We start from the raw sequence: 16,054 nt of genomic DNA, 5'->3' as shown, positions 1-16,054 counted from the left end.
ATGTCCTCATTCGTTCTCTGGCGCGACCCAGGCTGTGGCGGGCCCGCTCAGCAATTTGCGCAACAGGGCCTCGGTAAAGGTCCAGATGTCCTGATCATGGACCAGATGATGGGTCAATATGCCGAAGGGCTCGGTGTTGTCTGAACGGCCTTCGCGTCGGTCTCGCAGAAGACCAGCAGTCTGCGCGATCAGGGCGTCGGGTGAGATCAAGCCACGCGACCCGCGCCAGTCGATCGGATCAAGGTGGGTATTGATCTGCTCAAGCCCCGGTGCGGCCAGACGTGATTTGCGGGGCGTTGCGGTGGACAGGATGCGGTATCCCAGCTTTGGCAACTGCTTGGCCATCTCGGGTGCAATGCGATTCCAGGGGGGCACGAACATCTGTCGCATATTGTCACCAAACAGGGACCGAAGGCGCGCCATCCCGGCCTGCGCATCCGTCACCATCACGTCCAGCGGACGGTCGAGCCGAAACTCGGCCTTCTTCTCGCCGCGGGGCGCATGGTTTGTATGCGCCCACCCGTGTACGACCGGAACAAGAGACGCGCGCGCGGCAACGTATTCCGCCAGCGCGGGCGTCGCGTCGCGTGGAATGACGGCCAGATGCACGGGCAGGCCCAGTTTGTCGGCCAGCTCGGAAAGGCGGTCCAATTGCGGTGTTGGCGCAATGGCATCATCATCGCGCCACCACACAGGCAAGGGCAAGCTTTCGGCACGCCAATGGTTCAACTCGACGTCAAGTGGGCGCCAGTCGGGGTTCATGTGCGCTGCTCCAGCAGGCGCTTGGCGATGTGGACAGATTGGATGGCCCCGTCAAAACCCAAATCCTGTTGTACACGCGGGCCGTCGGCCACGACACGCTCCACCGCCCGAGCCAATGTCGCCCCGCTCAATGCTCTGCTTTCCAGAACTTCGATTGCGGGCAGATCGGACAGGCTTCGCCCGCGCAGCCCTTGTTCCACCTCTTTGCCGTCGTCGAAAGGCACAAACACGGCGGGGGTGCCACTTTGAAGGATATCCATGGCAGTGTTGTAGCCGCACATGCTTACCGATGCCGCTGCCAGGGGCAGCATCTGGCGGAAATCCGGCCGCACCGGTTCCAGAACAACCGAAGCACCTTCGGCCATCCGGGACAATTCCGCGATCCGAGCCTTTGCATCCGTTCCACCGATCAGCAGGCGCCAGCGCCTGTTGGGCATCTTTCTGGCGGCCTCGATGGCCGCGCGAAAGATCGGTTGCCCGACGGATCCGCCGCCAGCGCTGACCAGGATTTCATTCTGGCCCGCCGCGTCGGGGTGAGGTTGGGGCAATGCAGGCGCCACAAAGCCGGTGTAGTGAAGTCGCTTGGCCAATCGGTCCGACACCGGCCAGCTGACCGACAGGGGCGTAACGCTTTCGGTGGAATGAACCAGAATGCCGTCATAATACCGAGACACGATTTCATCCGTGCGCTCGGCCTTGGCGGGTTTGGAGGGCGGAGCCAGAATGTCGCGGACCGATCCGAGAATGACGGGACGCTCAGGCAAAGCGCTTGCTGCATTCAGGGCCGCATCGAACTCGGCCGACAGTGATCGGCGACCAAAGGGGTAAAGCTCGGTGATCAGGATCTGCGGCTGGAAGCTTTTCACCGCCTGCACCAGGGCGGCCTCGCGCTTGGCGTGATAGGTCGCGTCAGCCTCGTCGCCGCTTTCGGTCAGCAAACGGGTGAAGTTGGTTCCGTCTGATCTGAGCGGCGGCAAGCCGAACAGAGTCATGCCCGTGCTGTCCAATTGCGGCGCGGGCATGCCACCCGTCACGACCATGACGTCGTGGCCATCATCCCGAAAGGCCCGCCCCAATGTCAGCGCCCGGCTGAGATGCCCGGTGCCCAACAGGTGCGTGACGATGATCATCACCTTCATTCCGGGGCCTCGTATTTGATCAGGCGAACGGGGTCGGCGTCGGCGGTCATGGTCTTCATGTCGACGATATACAGCCGATTGCGTTTGATCTTAAAGGGGGCAGGTCCTTCGAAATTCCAACCCCATGCCCAAGCCAGAATGACCCGCATGATACCGATATGACAGACCGCGATCGTATCCTGCCGCAGCGCGGACAGCCAGGGGCGAAGCCTGTCCCGAACCTCGGCCGGGCTTTCCCCGTTTGGTGGACGGAAATCCCAGCCCCAATGCTCGATATGACGATATCCGCTGGATGTGTCCGCGATCAGGTCGATCCCGCGCTGACCTTCCCAATCGCCCCAGTTCATCTCGGTCAACGCGTCCGAGGTGTTCGGGTCGCGACCGGTCACGATTTGCGCCGTCTCACTGGCGCGGTGCAGGGGGCTGGACCAGATGTCAGCCTCGGCCCAGTCCTGTGGCAATCCATAGCCCGCCAATTCGGCTCGGGCGTCATCGTCCAGCGGTATGTCGCTGCGCCCTTGGATCCGTCCCGCTCGGTTCCAATGGGTGTGCCCGTGTCGGAGCAGTGCAAGCCGGGTCATGATACGTCCTTCAGCAGGGGGCGGAGGGTTGCCCACAAGCGCTCGGTCGCCTGTGGCATCAGGTGGCGCTCTGCCACGTAGTTGCGTGCCGCAGCGCCCAGAGTGTGGCGCAGCGTGGAATCCGACAAAAAGACCTGCATGCCATCCGCAAATCCCCTGGCGCCACTTTCGACGGATGGATAGGCCGCCGGGGACAGAACATCGCGTACGCCGGGCCGATCCTGAGCGACCACAGGCAATCCCGCAGCCTGCGCCTCGAGGTAAATCATGCCGTAAGCTTCGTTCACTCCGGGCCATGCAAGCAGAGATGATTGTTGATAGACGCGTTGCAGTTCTTCCCGGTCAAGCTGACCCAGAAAACGCACCCGCTGTCCGAACGGCGCCATCAGCGCCTCAACCTGCCTGCGCGCCGGGCCGTCTCCCGCGATGTTCAGGTGCCAGTCCCCGGTCAAATGCGCCAGGGCCTCGGACAATATTTGATAGGACGCCAGCTTGTCCCCATGCCGCATCATGCCGACGGTCAGCATGGGTGCGCCACCTGTGGCGGCCGGAGGCAGTTCCGAGATCGGCAGAAACGGAGGCAATTCGACCAAAGCCTGATCGCCAAAGCGATCCCGCTCCAAAGTGATCAGGTCGTTGGCTGTATGATAAAAGATCACATCCGCTGCATCGCAGGCCTGATGCGCCGCCTTGGCGAACTCAGCCCACGGCCCGTTTAACCGACTGGATGCGCGGGTGCTTTCCAGTTGCACATAGGGAATGCCACGCGCCTTGCAAACCCAAGGACCCAGCAGGTCAGGTGCCTTGTAATAATTGTGGTAGGTCACCCACAAATCGGTATCTGATGGCATGTCAGAGACAAGTCGCTTCGCTTCATCTTCTGCCGCGCGCCTCAGGGCTTGTTGCAGGTCTTCGTCGCCGTTTTTGTCATAAATGCGCAAGTCGGTCGCCAGATCGACCGTATCACCCTCGGCGGTCAGCGCCTGCATCAGATTCCGGGCCATTTCACGGTCGCCCGAAGGTTTCGGGCTGTCAGGAGATTTCATCGGGGCATAAAACGCGACCCGCGCCATTACGCGTTTTCCATGCACATGGAGTTGAGGTGTTCCGACAGCCGTGCGATGCCGGGGGCCATCCGGAACTCGGCGATCAGGCGATCATACGCCGCATGCGCCATCTGTGACGCTTGCTGCGGATTGGCTGACAAACGTTCCACGGCTTCCGCAAGTGCAGAGGGGGCGTCATCGGACAGAACCCCATGTGTTCCGGTTTCGATAAACTCGGGGATCGCCGAGACCGGTGTCGACAGGATTGGCAACAGCTGAGACGCGGCCTCCATCAAAACATTCGGCAACCCGTCGCGGTCTCCGTCCTTTGCGATACGGCTGGGCAGAACGAACAGGTCGGCATCACGCATTGCTGCGATGACCTCGGGCTGGTCGCAAGCCCCTTTCCAGGTGATCCGGTTCGCAATGCCGGCTGCGTTCGCCTGTGCCCGCAATGCGTCACCCAATGCGCCGCCGCCGATATGGGTCCAGTGCCAGTTCAGGTCATCGGGCAGCAATGCAAAAGCCGCGATCAGACGATCGAAGCCTTTCTTCTCGACCAGCCGCCCGACGGAAATCATGTGAAAAGGATCATTCACAGCACGCAACTTTCGCGTCGGAGGCTTGGGAAAGCGAGACAGGTCCAAACCGTGATAGATCAGGTCCACGCGCTTGGGGTCATCGGCCAGGCTGCGCAGATGTTCCGCTCCGATGGCTGTGCAGGTGGCACCAAACGTGGCCCCGTAGGATGCGGCTTGCAGCTTTTCACGTTTTTCCCAATCCGGCGACGTCCAGATATCCTTGGCATGAGCCGAAAAACTCCACGGCAATCCACGCATGATGGCGGCGTAACGGGCAACGGATGACGGCGTGTGCATGAAGTGAGCGTACAACCCTTGCGTCCGGGCAGGCAATTCCGCGGCCAGAACGCAGGCTTGCCCAAACCGTCGGATGCGATTGGGTGTCGGGTCGCGCTTCAAGTCCTGACGCCAGATCCTATAGGCCCTGTCGTAACCGGAAAGCGTTTGGGCAAGGGCCCGTGCCGCCCAGACCCGTTTGGGTTCGTCATGAAGATACTCGGGCAGGTATCGGACCTGTCCTGTGAACCGGTCGTGCAAGGGATGGCGTTTCGTATCGGTCGGGTGCCGTAAAGACCAGATGTCAAAGCGATGCCCGGCCTCCTGCAAGGCGACAAGTTCCTGCGCAATGAACGTTTCGGACAGTCGTGGCCAGCCTTTGACCACAACCGCCAATCGAGGAGAATCTGAGGTCATCCGGTGGCTCGTTCCTGTTCCCAGGTCAGCAGGCTTTCGATGCGGTCGGTGACATAGTCCAGCCCGTCCAGCAATCCGCTTTGTATCGCCTGCGACGGCAGGGACTGGTGCGGCAGTTCCCGAATGGCGCGGATCATCGCGTCCGGCGTCAGGCCATCCCGGTTTTCATCCAGCATTCGGACAAGGCCCAGCCCTTCTGCGCGCGAGGCCCTTATCCACTGTTCCAGACGGGGCGTGGTGCGCGGGACGATGACAGCGCGTTTGTCAAAGGAAAGAACCTCGCAGAACGTGTTGTAGCCGCCCATGCAGACGACGCCTTCGGCCCCTGCAAACAGCGTTTCGATCTGGGATTCGAACCCAACGGCGGTGACGCGACCGTTCAATGCGGCAACGCGGGTTTCGAAATCTTCGCGCAACTCACCGGACAGGAAGGGGCCATAGACCAAAACCGCCCGCGGCGACAGGTTTGGATCCTTTTCATAGGCAGACAGGACGAGGTTGACCATCGCCTTGCCGTCGCCGCCACCGCCGGGCGTGATCAGGATATAGGGTTGTTGCGGAGGCTCGCCGACCGGACCAAGATCGCGGCGCAGATATCCCGTCCAGTGGATGCGGGATTGTGCCGCGGCACTCAGCGGCAACCCTCTTGTCGGGTCGTAAATCGACTGCAAGCCGTAAACCCAGATTTCGTGATAAAACCGTTCGGTGGCTTCAACCGCTTCCTTGCGCGCCCACTCGGCGGCCAGGACTTCGGGTTCATCCAGAACATCGCGCAACCCAAGCACCATTTTGGTTCCGCAGTTCTTTTGCAGGTGGTTCAGTGTCGGCAGCAGCTCACCCCGGAACCCCGTCGGTTCCTTGTCGACGATCAGCACATCAGGGTCGAACTGCTGAACAGCGGTTTGAATCAGACCCGACCGCAATTCGGTCACTTCTTCGATGCCCATCCCGATGGTGCGTGCAGCATAAGACCCGTCTGCGCGTTTGGTGACACCGGGCAGGCGCACGTGGTCAACGCGACGGGGAAAGGTAAACCGTCCGGCCACGGGTGATCCCGTCAGGATCAGCGCGGATGCGCTTTGGTCCGCCTGCGTGATCGCGGCCGCCAAAGCCCGAGACCGGCGAAGATGGCCCAGCCCGAACGTGTCGTGACTGTAAAACAGGATACGCGGTGCGCGGCCCGGTTTGGAATTGGTTTTGCCTAGGCTCATAGTGTTGCCTGTCTTCTTGATCCCGGTTCGAAATCCGCGCGTTTGCAAGCGTTACTGTATATATCCCCGTCACACTTGCCAAAGGAGGAATTGCTCTTCCGCAAATGTTCCAAGCATTGCGATTTGGCAACAGCATATTGACGGTTTCGCGTCATGTCGCACCAAGGCTTGAGAGGGATCGCAAAAGAACCGGTGAACTGGCAAAGGGGCAGGGCCTACAGATCCCGTTCATATTCAATTTTCGCCAGATTGAAAACATCCGGAATCAGGCAGTGCGCCAAGAACACGCCCGGACACGATATTGAGCAGGGTGCGCCCGAGCGTTTGAACTGTCTGAAACCCTTCTGTAATCTGACCGCTATCGGAAAAACTGGATGCAAAACCCCATGAAACATACCTTTCTGGCCGCTACACTTCTGGCTTTGTGGGCTTTTGTACTGGCGTTTCCGGTCAGCGTTTCAGCGCAAACATCCTTGATTCCGGGATACAACGCGGACAGTTCGTCTGCGTCCTCGCCGGAAAGCGATCTGGCTGCCGCAATTCGCGCCGCCAGCGAAGCCGGGGCCAGTGTGATCGTCATCGACAGTGCCGGGCAGGTTGTGACAACAGCCGGCGGCACGGATGCGGGCGCGGATGATGCAGCGGGCGATTCGAGCAATCCCATGGGTGAGGGATCGCAGCTGATGAAGGCGCAGGAGCGGTTCTCGAAATTCCGTGAGTCCATGCAATCACGGCTTGAGGCGCTGCCGTATTCGGTGTTCGAAGTGAAGTATATCCTGCGCCAGACCAGTCCGGACGGTCGCATTCAGACCTATGTGGAAGTTCTGGGCTGGAACATTCTGTTCCTGTTGTTGGGGCGCTGGCTGTCTATCGAGATATACGGGAAACGCATCGCGCGCCGCTGGGTCGTGGCGCGGATCAAGGATGAACCGCAGGGTTACCGAGAAAAGATGCCCTTCCTTCTGTTCCGGTTCCTGATGGGGATCGGAGCGACGATATTTGCCATGCTCATGGCCCTGATCGTCGGATACCTGTTTTTTGGCGAAGCGGACGATATCTCGATCCAGTTCACGGTCACGGCGATCTTCACGGCGTTCTTCCTGTCGCGCACGGTGTCCGATCTTTGGCGGATGGTATTGTCACCTTACCTGAGTCAATACCGGCTGCCACCGTTCTCGGACCGGGACGCCAAGCGGCTGTATCTGTGGGCTTCGGCACTCGCGACCTATGACATCACGGTTGTTCTGTTTTCGACTTGGGTTGCGGATTTCGGGCTGAACTACAACGTCTACGCCATGGTCTATGGCTGTCTGACAATGGTGGGCGCTTTCGGCAATATTCTGATGATCCTGTTCAATGCCCGGGCTATTTCAAATGCCATCCGGGGCGGAAGAGCGCCGGATCAGGTCTCGTGGTTGTTGCGGTTCGTATCCTTCGGCTGGGCACCTGCACTGATCGTCTATGTCGTGTTCAGCTGGTTCCGTCTGGCGGTTGATCTTGCACTGGAGAACCCAACGCCGCTGCCGCTGATCGCAAGCAGCTATATGATCTTCATGTCCGTCGTCGTTGCCTATGGTGCGATGAACTACGTGCTGGAGCGGTATTTTGACCGTTCGCGCAAGATCAACGAGATAAACGAAGAAACCGCCGCTGCCGAAGCGGATGCCGAGCCCGTGGAAACGCCCGAGGCAGAACAGCGCAAACAGTATCTTCTGACCTATGAGGATCTGGCGCGCCGGGTGGCCGGAATTCTGGCCTTTGTGATTGGTGTCTATGCCCTTGTGGTGATTTGGTATCCCGATGCGGACTGGAGCGAGGACCTGCCGGTTGCACGCGTGCTGGATGTAATGGTCATCATTTTCATCGGCTACATCCTGTTTCATTTCTTTCGCATCTGGATCGACAGCAAGATAGCGGAAGAAGTCGATGATGGCACCGAGGCCGAACTGGGCGATGAGGGCGGGGAAGGCGGGCAAAGCCGGCTGGCGACGCTGCTGCCATTGTTCCGCGGCGCAATTCTGGCCGTTGTGGTCGTGACCATCATGCTGATCGTTCTCATGGAACTTGGTATCAATGTCAGCCCGCTGTTTGCCGGTGCCGGTGTGGTTGGTCTGGCTGTCGGTTTCGGATCTCAAACACTGGTGCGAGACATCTTTTCCGGGGCGTTTTTCCTGATGGATGATGCCTTTCGGAAGGGTGAGTACATCGATATCGGAGACGTCAAGGGAACGGTCGAGAAAATCTCGGTCCGGTCCTTCCAGCTGCGTCACCATCTTGGCGCGCTGAACACGATTCCTTTTGGCGAAATCAAGGTTCTGACGAACTATTCCCGGGACTGGGTGATCATGAAACTGCCGCTGCGCGTGACCTATGACACTGATGTGGAAAAGGTGCGAAAGCTGATCAAGAAGCTGGGACAGGAGTTGCTGAGCGATCCTGTGATCGGCGAAAACTTCATACAGCCGCTGAAGTCCCAGGGCGTGATCGAGATGCAGGATTCAGCAATGATCATCCGGGTCAAGTTCATGACCAAACCGGGCGATCAGTGGCTGGTGCGCAAGAAGGTCTATCAGGAAATTCGCGAATTGTTCGCGCGGGAAGGCATCAAATTCGCGCATCGCGAAGTCACCGTGAGGTTGGCGGACGGCAAAGAGGCCGATGACCTGACGCCGAAACAGCGTGAGGCGGTAACAGGCGCGGTGCAGGCCGCGATCGATGAGGACTACCTGGACGATATCGGCCCTGGGGGCGATGATCGATAGGGGCGCGGCTGCGTACCGGATGGTCAGTTGGCGTCGAGCGGCCAGACAGGTTCCGAACTGCCCAGTTTCGACGCAGGCAAATCCCAGCGCATCGTCGCTTCGCCGACCCTCAGCGCAGGGTTGAGGCGATGGCCCGGCCCCCAGCCGGACGCCTCCGTCGCCGTGCCGTAATCCGTTGTTGCCGGGGTGATGGGCGCGGATTGTGCTTCGTCTTTGCCGAGCACGGCCAGAAGTTCGGCGGTGCGCGCCAGAGAGAGATGCGCGTGCATGATGGAATTGCCTGATGCGGCCTCGGCCAGTGCGGACAGGACGGCAGCCGCCATCAGATAGCCGGTCGCGTGGTCCAGAGCTTGAACCGGCAACGGGGTCGGCTTGTCCGCGTTCGCCCACTCCATCCCGGCATGGGCGATACCCGCGCTCATCTGGACAAGGCTGTCAAACCCGCGCCGGGTCGACCATGGACCTTGCCAGCCATAGGCATCCAGCGTGACTTCGATCCGGTTCGGAGCCAGCTCGTCACGTTTGACCCGGGTCAGACCCAGTGCCTCCAGCGCGCCGGGTCGATACCCGTGTACGAACACATCCGCCTGAGCCAGCAACCCATGCAATCGTTCAAGTCCGGTCTCGGATTTCAAATCAAGATAGGCGCAGCGCTTTCCCAGCGATATGTCGGGGATCACCCCCGGTTCATCCCAGCCAGGTGGGTCGATGCGCAAGACCTCGGCTCCGAACCCTGCAAGCGTTCGGGTAGAAACCGGGCCGGCCAGAACGCGCGTCAGATCCAGCACCCGCAACCCGGCCAGAGGCCGATCAGCAGTGGCCCGAGGTCTGTCGCGCAGATTGACATAGCGCGGTCCCTGCCATCCGATCAAAGGGTCGCGCGACACGGCGCGGCCTTGCGGGTGATCAAGCCATTCCGTCCGGCTGCGCATGGCAGCGGCCACCCCACCTTCGGCAACAACCGCCGTTTCCAGATCCGACATCGCCCAAGACCTGACAGCTTTTGCCACGGCTTCACGCTCTGGCCGGGTGCCAAGGACTTTCAACGCGGCAGAGCGATGGCGGGGCAGGTTTGTGTGCAGCCTGATCCAGCCATCCGCGGCTTTGTAGTCGCCCGCGACCGTATCCCACAAACTGGGCATGTCCCAACCTTCTGGTTTGAAGGAATAGCCGAACCACAGAGATGCCAGCCGATGATCGATCGAGACTTCGGGTGCCTTCGTGGACAGGTTGATCGCCTGGATCAGCCGGGCCATTTCCCGCCCCACGGCTGCGAAACTGGCGGTGGCCAATTCGGAAACGGCAAAGGCGCTTGGCAGAACACCGGCACCGACCCTGTGATAGCTGCCGGCAGCGGGAAGCGTGGCAAGAAGACTCATTGCTGATAGGGGTCGAGACTGTCGCGCAGCCCGTCACCAAGGAAGTTGAACGCCAATACCACGACAATGATCGGCAGCATCGGGATTGCCGTCCAGGGATAGATCTCGATCGACGCGAGGTTCTGCGCGTCATTCAGCATCACGCCCCAACTGACTGCGGGTGCGCGCAGGCCGAGGCCAAGAAAACTGAGCGCCGTTTCCCCCAGGATCATGGCAGGGATCGACAATGTGGCCGATGCAATCAGGTGCGACATGAAGTTGGGCAGCAGGTGCTTGCGGATCACACGGCCCGAACTTGCCCCCATCATCTCGGCGGCTCTGACATATTCCTCTTCCCGCAAAGACAGGAACTTCGCCCGAACCGAGCGCGCCAGGCCCGGCCAGTCTAAGATGCCCAGAATGATCGAAATGATGAAGAACACCGCGACCGGGCTCCAGTTCGAAGGCACGGCGGCGGAAAGGGCCAGCCACAGCGGCAGTTCCGGCAACGAACGCAGGATTTCGATGACGCGGTTGATGGTCCAGTCGATACGCCCGCCGAAATAGCCGGCCATCGAACCGAACAGGATGCCAAGGAAGAAGGACACCGAGATACCGATCAGACCCACCGTCAAAGACAGTTGCGCGCCATAGAGAATACGGCTGAAGATGTCTCGGCCCAGACGGTCGGATCCCCACAGGAACAGCGTCGTCCCCTCTGGCGGGCAGAACAGGTGTGTGTCCGACGGTATGAAACCGGCCAGCTTGTATTCAGAGCCTTCGCAGAAGAACCGGATCGGGCGCGGGTCTTCTGTGTCGGGGACAAACTTCCATTGGAAGGTTTCAAGGTCCGCCTCGGCGACGATCGGATAGACATGTGGGCCGATGAACTCACCCTCGTGAAACCAGTTTACCGATTGTGGCGGCGCGTACAGGTGCTCTCCGTTTCGGTCATTTGGCCCGTAAGGCGCAATAAACCCGGCAAAGGGCAGCATTAGATAGCAAAACAGCAGGAAGATGCCTGAGATCAGGCCCAGCTTGTGGGTTTTGAACTTGCGCCAGACAAGAACCCAGTTGGGGGCATCCAGATCGGCGCGTTCCAGCTGTTGAATCGAGGCCTGCGGATCAAACGGCGCGTCATCGACATAGCGGTTGTCAGAACGATCAGTCATGCCTCGCGCCCCTCATACCGAATGCGCGGATCCAGCATCACCAGCAGGATATCCGAAATCATCGTGCCGATCAGCGTCAGCAGGGCGACGAACATCAGGATGAACGCGGACAGGAATTGATCCTGCGTCTTCAAAGCAGTCAGCAGAGTAGGGCCAATGGTTTGCAGGCCCAGAACGACCGATACCAGAACCGAGCCGGACACCATCGACGGCAGTAGGTTGCCGATATCGGCGACAAAGGGGTTGAAGGCCACCCGCAGCGGATACTTGGTCAGCATCCGTGAAGGGGCCATGCCCTTCGCGATGGCGGTTTCCACATAGGGTTTGCCGAGTTCGTCCAGCATATTCGCGCGCAGACGCTGCATCATCGCCGATGCGCCTGAAGTGCCGATGACGAAGGTCGGTACGATCAGGTGGACGAGGATGGATTTCAGTTTCTCCCAACTCATCGGCTGGCCTTCGAAACTCGGATCCATCAAGCCCCCGATCGGCAGGTTGAAATACTGGTGGCCATAATAGAACAGGATCAGCGCCAGCAAAAAGTTCGGCGTTGCAAGCCCCAGATACCCCACGAAGGCCGAGGTATAGTCGATCCATGTCCGGGACCGAGCGGCGGCGATAACGCCCAGCGGCAATGCGACGGCATAAACAAACAGGATCGCAGCCAGATTGACCACAACCGTCAACCAGAGTGTGTCACCGACGATTTCGGAAACGGGACGGTCGAATTCAAAGGACCACCCGTAATTGCCCTGGATCAACCCCGAAAACCCGTGCGGTCCGGGCCAGAATCCCATCCAGATCAGGTATTGTTCCCACATCGGACGGTCCAGAGCGTATTCAGCGCGCAGGAACTCTGCCTTTGCGACACCTGCCGACTGGCCCGAGGCCTGAAGTTCAGCGATCTGGTTGCTCAGATAGTCGCCGGGCGGAAGGTTGATGATTACAAAAACCAGAACCGAGACCACCAACAAAGTCAGCAGCATCGTGAAAAAGCGATACACCACGTAGCGCAGCATGATCATTTAGCTGCTCCTGCTCAGTCGGCGAAAAAGAACTCGTCCGGGCGGTGAATGCCGAAATGTGCACCGGGTTCCCAGGCCCACATAGCCTGTTCCGGAACATTTCGCAGGCGGTTTGACACCACAATGGGCTGGGGGGCGCCGTTCAGGATGCCTATGGCATAGACCTGATCGGCATGGATTTTCAACATCTCGGTCCAGACAGCCGCGCGTTCTTCATCGGTCGTGGCGATTTGCCATCCATGCGCCAATTCCATCAGGCGCTGCGCCTCTGGCATGTCGGGGGCTTCACCCACTTCGCCACCGGTCTGATAGTGCTGCCCCCATTTTGGCCAGGCCAGGAACACCTGATCTGTTGGGGCCAGATAAGCCGGGGACGTATGCGCCTGCGGAATACCATCATCCCAACCGAACCAGACGGACGCCATCGAATTGCCCGCGAACACGCGGTTGCGTAGGATGTCCCTGTCCAGCGGGCGCATGACCAGTTTGACACCGATTTCACGCCAGGTATCGGTTACGATCTGAAGCGCGTTTTCGACTTCCTGCCGCTCACCTGCGGTTTCGATTACCAGTTCCATTGGGCGACCGTCAGGCAACAGGCGAATGCCGTTCTTGTCGCGCTGATCCAGACCAGCCTCATCCAAAAGCGCATTGGCCTGATCAACATCGTATTGCGCCCAGGCCGCAGCGTTTTCTTCACTGTAGAAGGGTGAGGCGGGAAGAACCGAGTTCGCGGCGGGGTGTGCGAGTTTGAAGTAAAGCGCCTGGTTGATGGTCTGCCGGTCGATGGCCAACGACAAGGCGCGCCGCACGCGAACGTCCCTCAGTACATCGCGCCAGACATCATCAGAAAAGTTCAGGTTCGGGTAGATCGCGATCTGCGAGGCCACGCCGGTTTTCCACAACAGCGTTTTGTATCCGCCTTGTGCTTCGCCTTTCTTGAGGATCGACGCGTCTCGGAAGGCAAGGCCACGGCCTTGCAGGTCGCTTTCACCGGCGTTGGTCTTGGCCGCAACAAGACCGGGGGCGACGATCTCCATCTCGACCACGTCAATATAGGGAAGTTGCACCCCCTTGCTGTCGATCCGGTGATAATAGGGGTTGCGCACAAAGTTGTGACGGATTTTCTTGCCCGAACTGGCGTTCAGCCATGGCTGCAACGTGGGAAGTTCGTGGTTGTCGAACTTGTAAAGATTATCCAGCTTGTTGTGCAGCGCCGCCCAGCTTTTGACCCGGGCATCTTCAACCTGAAAGGCAAGCTCTTCCGCGTCCGCGTATTTCTCGTGATACTGTTTCAGAAACGCGGCCGGCCGGTAAATAAACGGCGGTCGTGCTTGTGCCAGAGATTGCAGGAAGTTCGGGTTCGGGTCGTCCCATTCGAAGATCACGGTGGTCTCATCGGGAAACGTGACCGTGGGCAATTTACCTTCGACGATCAGAAAATCGGGTGGGCCTGACGGGCTGAGCAACTCGTTGTTGGCGACGTCTTCCCACCAATAGCGGAAGTCTTCCGAGGTAAAGGGTGAGCCGTCCGACCACTTGTGCCCTTCGCGCAGTTTCAGGGTAAATTTGCGATTGCCCTCGTTTTCATACGAGGCCAGCAGGTCGGGTACCAATTCGTAATCTTGGTTGAACCCAACCAACCTTGCATAGCCATAGACAACCATCTGCCGGATATCTTTGGATCGCGTGACCATGGTGCGCAGAGTGCCACCCGGTTTCCCGAATTCTCTTCCTTTTGCGGCCAGATCCACAATCAGAGGGTCCTTGGGCAAACGCTCCTGCACTGGCGGAAGATTGCCGCTTTCAACCTCGGCGCTCCAGAAGGCGCTTTCCTGAGGTGTTGGGATTGTATCTGCCGCCGCGGGCAGGATCCCTGAAAACGCCAGCATAGCAGCCAGCAGCAGAGGGCGAATGGTATTAAACATGGCAACGTACCTTATGGCCCGGTTCCAATTCCACCAGTGAGGGTATCACGGTGTCCGAGAAACGAAAGGCTTCATCCCAACTGTCCGGCGCGCCGGCACCCAGAGAAACCAATTGAAGGTCAATCGGGCGATTGATGTCGGGTTCGGGTTGAGCGGCAATCAGCGCCTTGGTGTATGGATGGCGCGGATTGTAGAAAAGAGTTTCGGGCGGTGCCTGTTCGACGATCAGACCCCGCCTCATGACAGCAACTTCGTCAGCGATCCGTGCGACAACGGCCAGATCATGTGAGATGAACAGGTAGGACAGGTTCAGGCTGTCTTGCAGGTTTTCCAGCAAGGTCAGGATTTGTTCCTGAACAGACACGTCCAATGCCGAGGTCGGTTCGTCGCACACGATCAACTGCGGGTCCAGCATCATGGCCCGCGCCACTGAAAGGCGCTGTCGCTGCCCTCCGGAAAACGCGTGCGGATAGCGTTTGAGCATATCACCCGTCAGGCCGACGCGCTGCAACATCTCGGCGGCCTTGTCCCGCTGTTCGGCTGTTGTGCCGATGCGGTGGATTTCCAGTGGTTCGGTCATGGCGTCCTGAATGCGCATCCGGGGGCTGAGCGAACTGTAAGGGTCCTGAAAAACCATCTGTGCCTTGCGCTGAAACGCTGTGCGCTGGGCTCGGGTCATGTTGTGCACCGTGATCGGGTCGGCATCGGGGGCGGTACGAAACAGGACTTCACCACCGGGGTCGGGCAATTCAGCCCCCAAGGCGATGCGGGCCGCCGTTGTCTTTCCCGATCCGCTTTCACCGACAATTGCCAAAGTCTTGCCGCGCGCCAGGTTCAGGTCGACTCCTCGGCAGGCATAGATTGCTTTGTCGGATTGCCATCCTTTGCTGGACCGCATTGTGTAGGTCTTGGACACATCCTTCATCTGCAGGATCAGATCTGTGTCGGGCATCGGTATACCCACCGCGTCCTGATCCGGTATTTCCGGCGCGGCATCAAACAGCTGCTTGGTATACGGGTGTGCGGGCGCGGTCAGGATCGGGGCGGCGGGGCCGGCCTCCATGATACGTCCCTTGTGCATGACGACGACCTGCTCGGCCATGTTGGCGACGACACCCAGATCATGAGTCACCAGAATGAGCGCCATGCCGGTTTCACGCTGCAATTCCTTGATCAGGCCCAGAACCTGCGCCTGCGTGGTCACATCCAGTGCGGTGGTCGGTTCGTCCGCGATCAGCAATTCGGGTTTGGACACCATGGCCATGGCGATCATGGCGCGTTGGCGCATACCGCCGGACAACTCGAAAGGGTAGGAGTCATAGGCACGCTGTGGATCAGGGAACCCGACGCGTTCGAACTGCGTCAGGACCTTTTTGCGTGCCGCGGACTCGGAAAGCCCACGATGCAACCACAAAACCTCGCTGACCTGATTGCCGATCTTGTGCAGCGGGGACAGCGATCTCATGGGCTCCTGAAAGATCATTGAAACCCGATTGCCGCGGATGTCGCGCAGCTCACGTTCGGAAACCGTGGTGAGCTCGCACATGCCCTTGGAATCGTTCAAGGTAATCGTGCCGCTTCGAATCTGCGCCGTGCGGGGCAAGATACGTAAGGCGGCGCGGCATGTGATTGTTTTTCCCGATCCCGATTCACCGACCAGGGCAAGCGTCTGTCCGGCTTGGACATCGAAGTTCACATCCGTGACCACGGAATTGCCCGTACCAAAGCCGATGCTGAGGTCTCTTACGGACAACAACGCGCTCATGCGGGTTTTCCACCCGTTTGACCGTTCGATG

Annotated in this window: 12 protein-coding genes; 1 reads left to right on the top strand and 11 read right to left on the bottom strand. The window is 59.4% G+C overall.

Annotated features, from left to right (window positions below):
- Window positions 1-6: 6 nt before the first annotated feature.
- Genes GOW04_RS11675 through GOW04_RS11650 form a run of 6 tightly spaced genes read right to left on the bottom strand, consistent with a single transcriptional unit; the run spans window position 7 to window position 6,013 of the window.
- Window positions 7-762: a polysaccharide deacetylase family protein gene (locus GOW04_RS11675; protein WP_171232661.1), complete on the bottom strand. Its 756-nt coding sequence runs from the start codon at window positions 760-762 to the stop codon at window positions 7-9.
- Window positions 759-1,901 (bottom strand): glycosyltransferase family protein, encoded by a 1,143-nt coding sequence (locus GOW04_RS11670; protein ID WP_171232660.1) that lies wholly within the window; start codon window positions 1,899-1,901, stop codon window positions 759-761. Before GOW04_RS11670 ends, GOW04_RS11675 begins: the two co-directional genes overlap by 4 nt.
- The gene (locus GOW04_RS11665) at window positions 1,898-2,482 is read right to left on the bottom strand and encodes a histidine phosphatase family protein (protein WP_171232659.1); all 585 of its coding nucleotides are present in this window, start codon (window positions 2,480-2,482) and stop codon (window positions 1,898-1,900) included. The genes GOW04_RS11670 and GOW04_RS11665 overlap by 4 nt, the downstream gene beginning before the upstream one ends.
- The gene (locus tag GOW04_RS11660) at window positions 2,479-3,555 is read right to left on the bottom strand and encodes a glycosyltransferase family 4 protein (RefSeq protein WP_171232658.1); all 1,077 of its coding nucleotides are present in this window, start codon (window positions 3,553-3,555) and stop codon (window positions 2,479-2,481) included. Before GOW04_RS11660 ends, GOW04_RS11665 begins: the two co-directional genes overlap by 4 nt.
- Complete coding sequence (locus GOW04_RS11655; protein WP_171232657.1) at window positions 3,555-4,802, bottom strand: glycosyltransferase family 4 protein; 1,248 nt, start codon at window positions 4,800-4,802, stop codon at window positions 3,555-3,557. Before GOW04_RS11655 ends, GOW04_RS11660 begins: the two co-directional genes overlap by 1 nt.
- Window positions 4,799-6,013, bottom strand: coding sequence for a glycosyltransferase family protein (locus tag GOW04_RS11650; protein WP_171232656.1), 1,215 nt, complete (start codon window positions 6,011-6,013; stop codon window positions 4,799-4,801). Before GOW04_RS11650 ends, GOW04_RS11655 begins: the two co-directional genes overlap by 4 nt.
- 386 nt (window positions 6,014-6,399) lie before the next feature.
- Between GOW04_RS11650 and GOW04_RS11645 the strand changes: the two genes are divergently transcribed.
- Complete coding sequence (locus tag GOW04_RS11645; RefSeq protein WP_171232655.1) at window positions 6,400-8,775, top strand: mechanosensitive ion channel family protein; 2,376 nt, start codon at window positions 6,400-6,402, stop codon at window positions 8,773-8,775.
- 23 nt (window positions 8,776-8,798) lie between these two features.
- Here the strand turns inward: GOW04_RS11645 and GOW04_RS11640 are convergent, their stop codons facing one another.
- Genes GOW04_RS11640 through GOW04_RS11620 form a run of 5 tightly spaced genes read right to left on the bottom strand, consistent with a single transcriptional unit; the run spans window position 8,799 to window position 16,023 of the window.
- Window positions 8,799-10,154 carry a CoA transferase gene (locus tag GOW04_RS11640; RefSeq protein WP_171232654.1) on the bottom strand — a complete coding sequence of 452 codons (1,356 nt, stop codon included), beginning with the start codon at window positions 10,152-10,154 and terminating at the stop codon, window positions 8,799-8,801.
- Entirely contained in the window at window positions 10,151-11,305 is a 1,155-nt protein-coding gene (locus tag GOW04_RS11635; RefSeq protein WP_171232653.1) for an ABC transporter permease, read from the bottom strand. The genes GOW04_RS11640 and GOW04_RS11635 overlap by 4 nt, the downstream gene beginning before the upstream one ends.
- Window positions 11,302-12,330, bottom strand: coding sequence for an ABC transporter permease (locus tag GOW04_RS11630; protein ID WP_171232652.1), 1,029 nt, complete (start codon window positions 12,328-12,330; stop codon window positions 11,302-11,304). Before GOW04_RS11630 ends, GOW04_RS11635 begins: the two co-directional genes overlap by 4 nt.
- Window positions 12,331-12,344: 14 nt before the next feature.
- Complete coding sequence (locus GOW04_RS11625) at window positions 12,345-14,258, bottom strand: ABC transporter substrate-binding protein (RefSeq protein WP_171232651.1); 1,914 nt, start codon at window positions 14,256-14,258, stop codon at window positions 12,345-12,347.
- On the bottom strand, window positions 14,251-16,023 hold the full coding sequence (locus GOW04_RS11620) for an ABC transporter ATP-binding protein (RefSeq protein ID WP_171117332.1): 1,773 nt from the start codon (window positions 16,021-16,023) through the stop codon (window positions 14,251-14,253). Before GOW04_RS11620 ends, GOW04_RS11625 begins: the two co-directional genes overlap by 8 nt.
- Window positions 16,024-16,054 lie beyond the last annotated feature (31 nt).

The organism is Ruegeria sp. HKCCA4812 (assembly GCF_013034245.1).
Classification (GTDB): domain Bacteria; phylum Pseudomonadota; class Alphaproteobacteria; order Rhodobacterales; family Rhodobacteraceae; genus Ruegeria.
The sequence above is the reverse complement of the archived record's forward strand: the minus strand, read 5'-3'. Positions and strand labels throughout refer to the sequence as shown.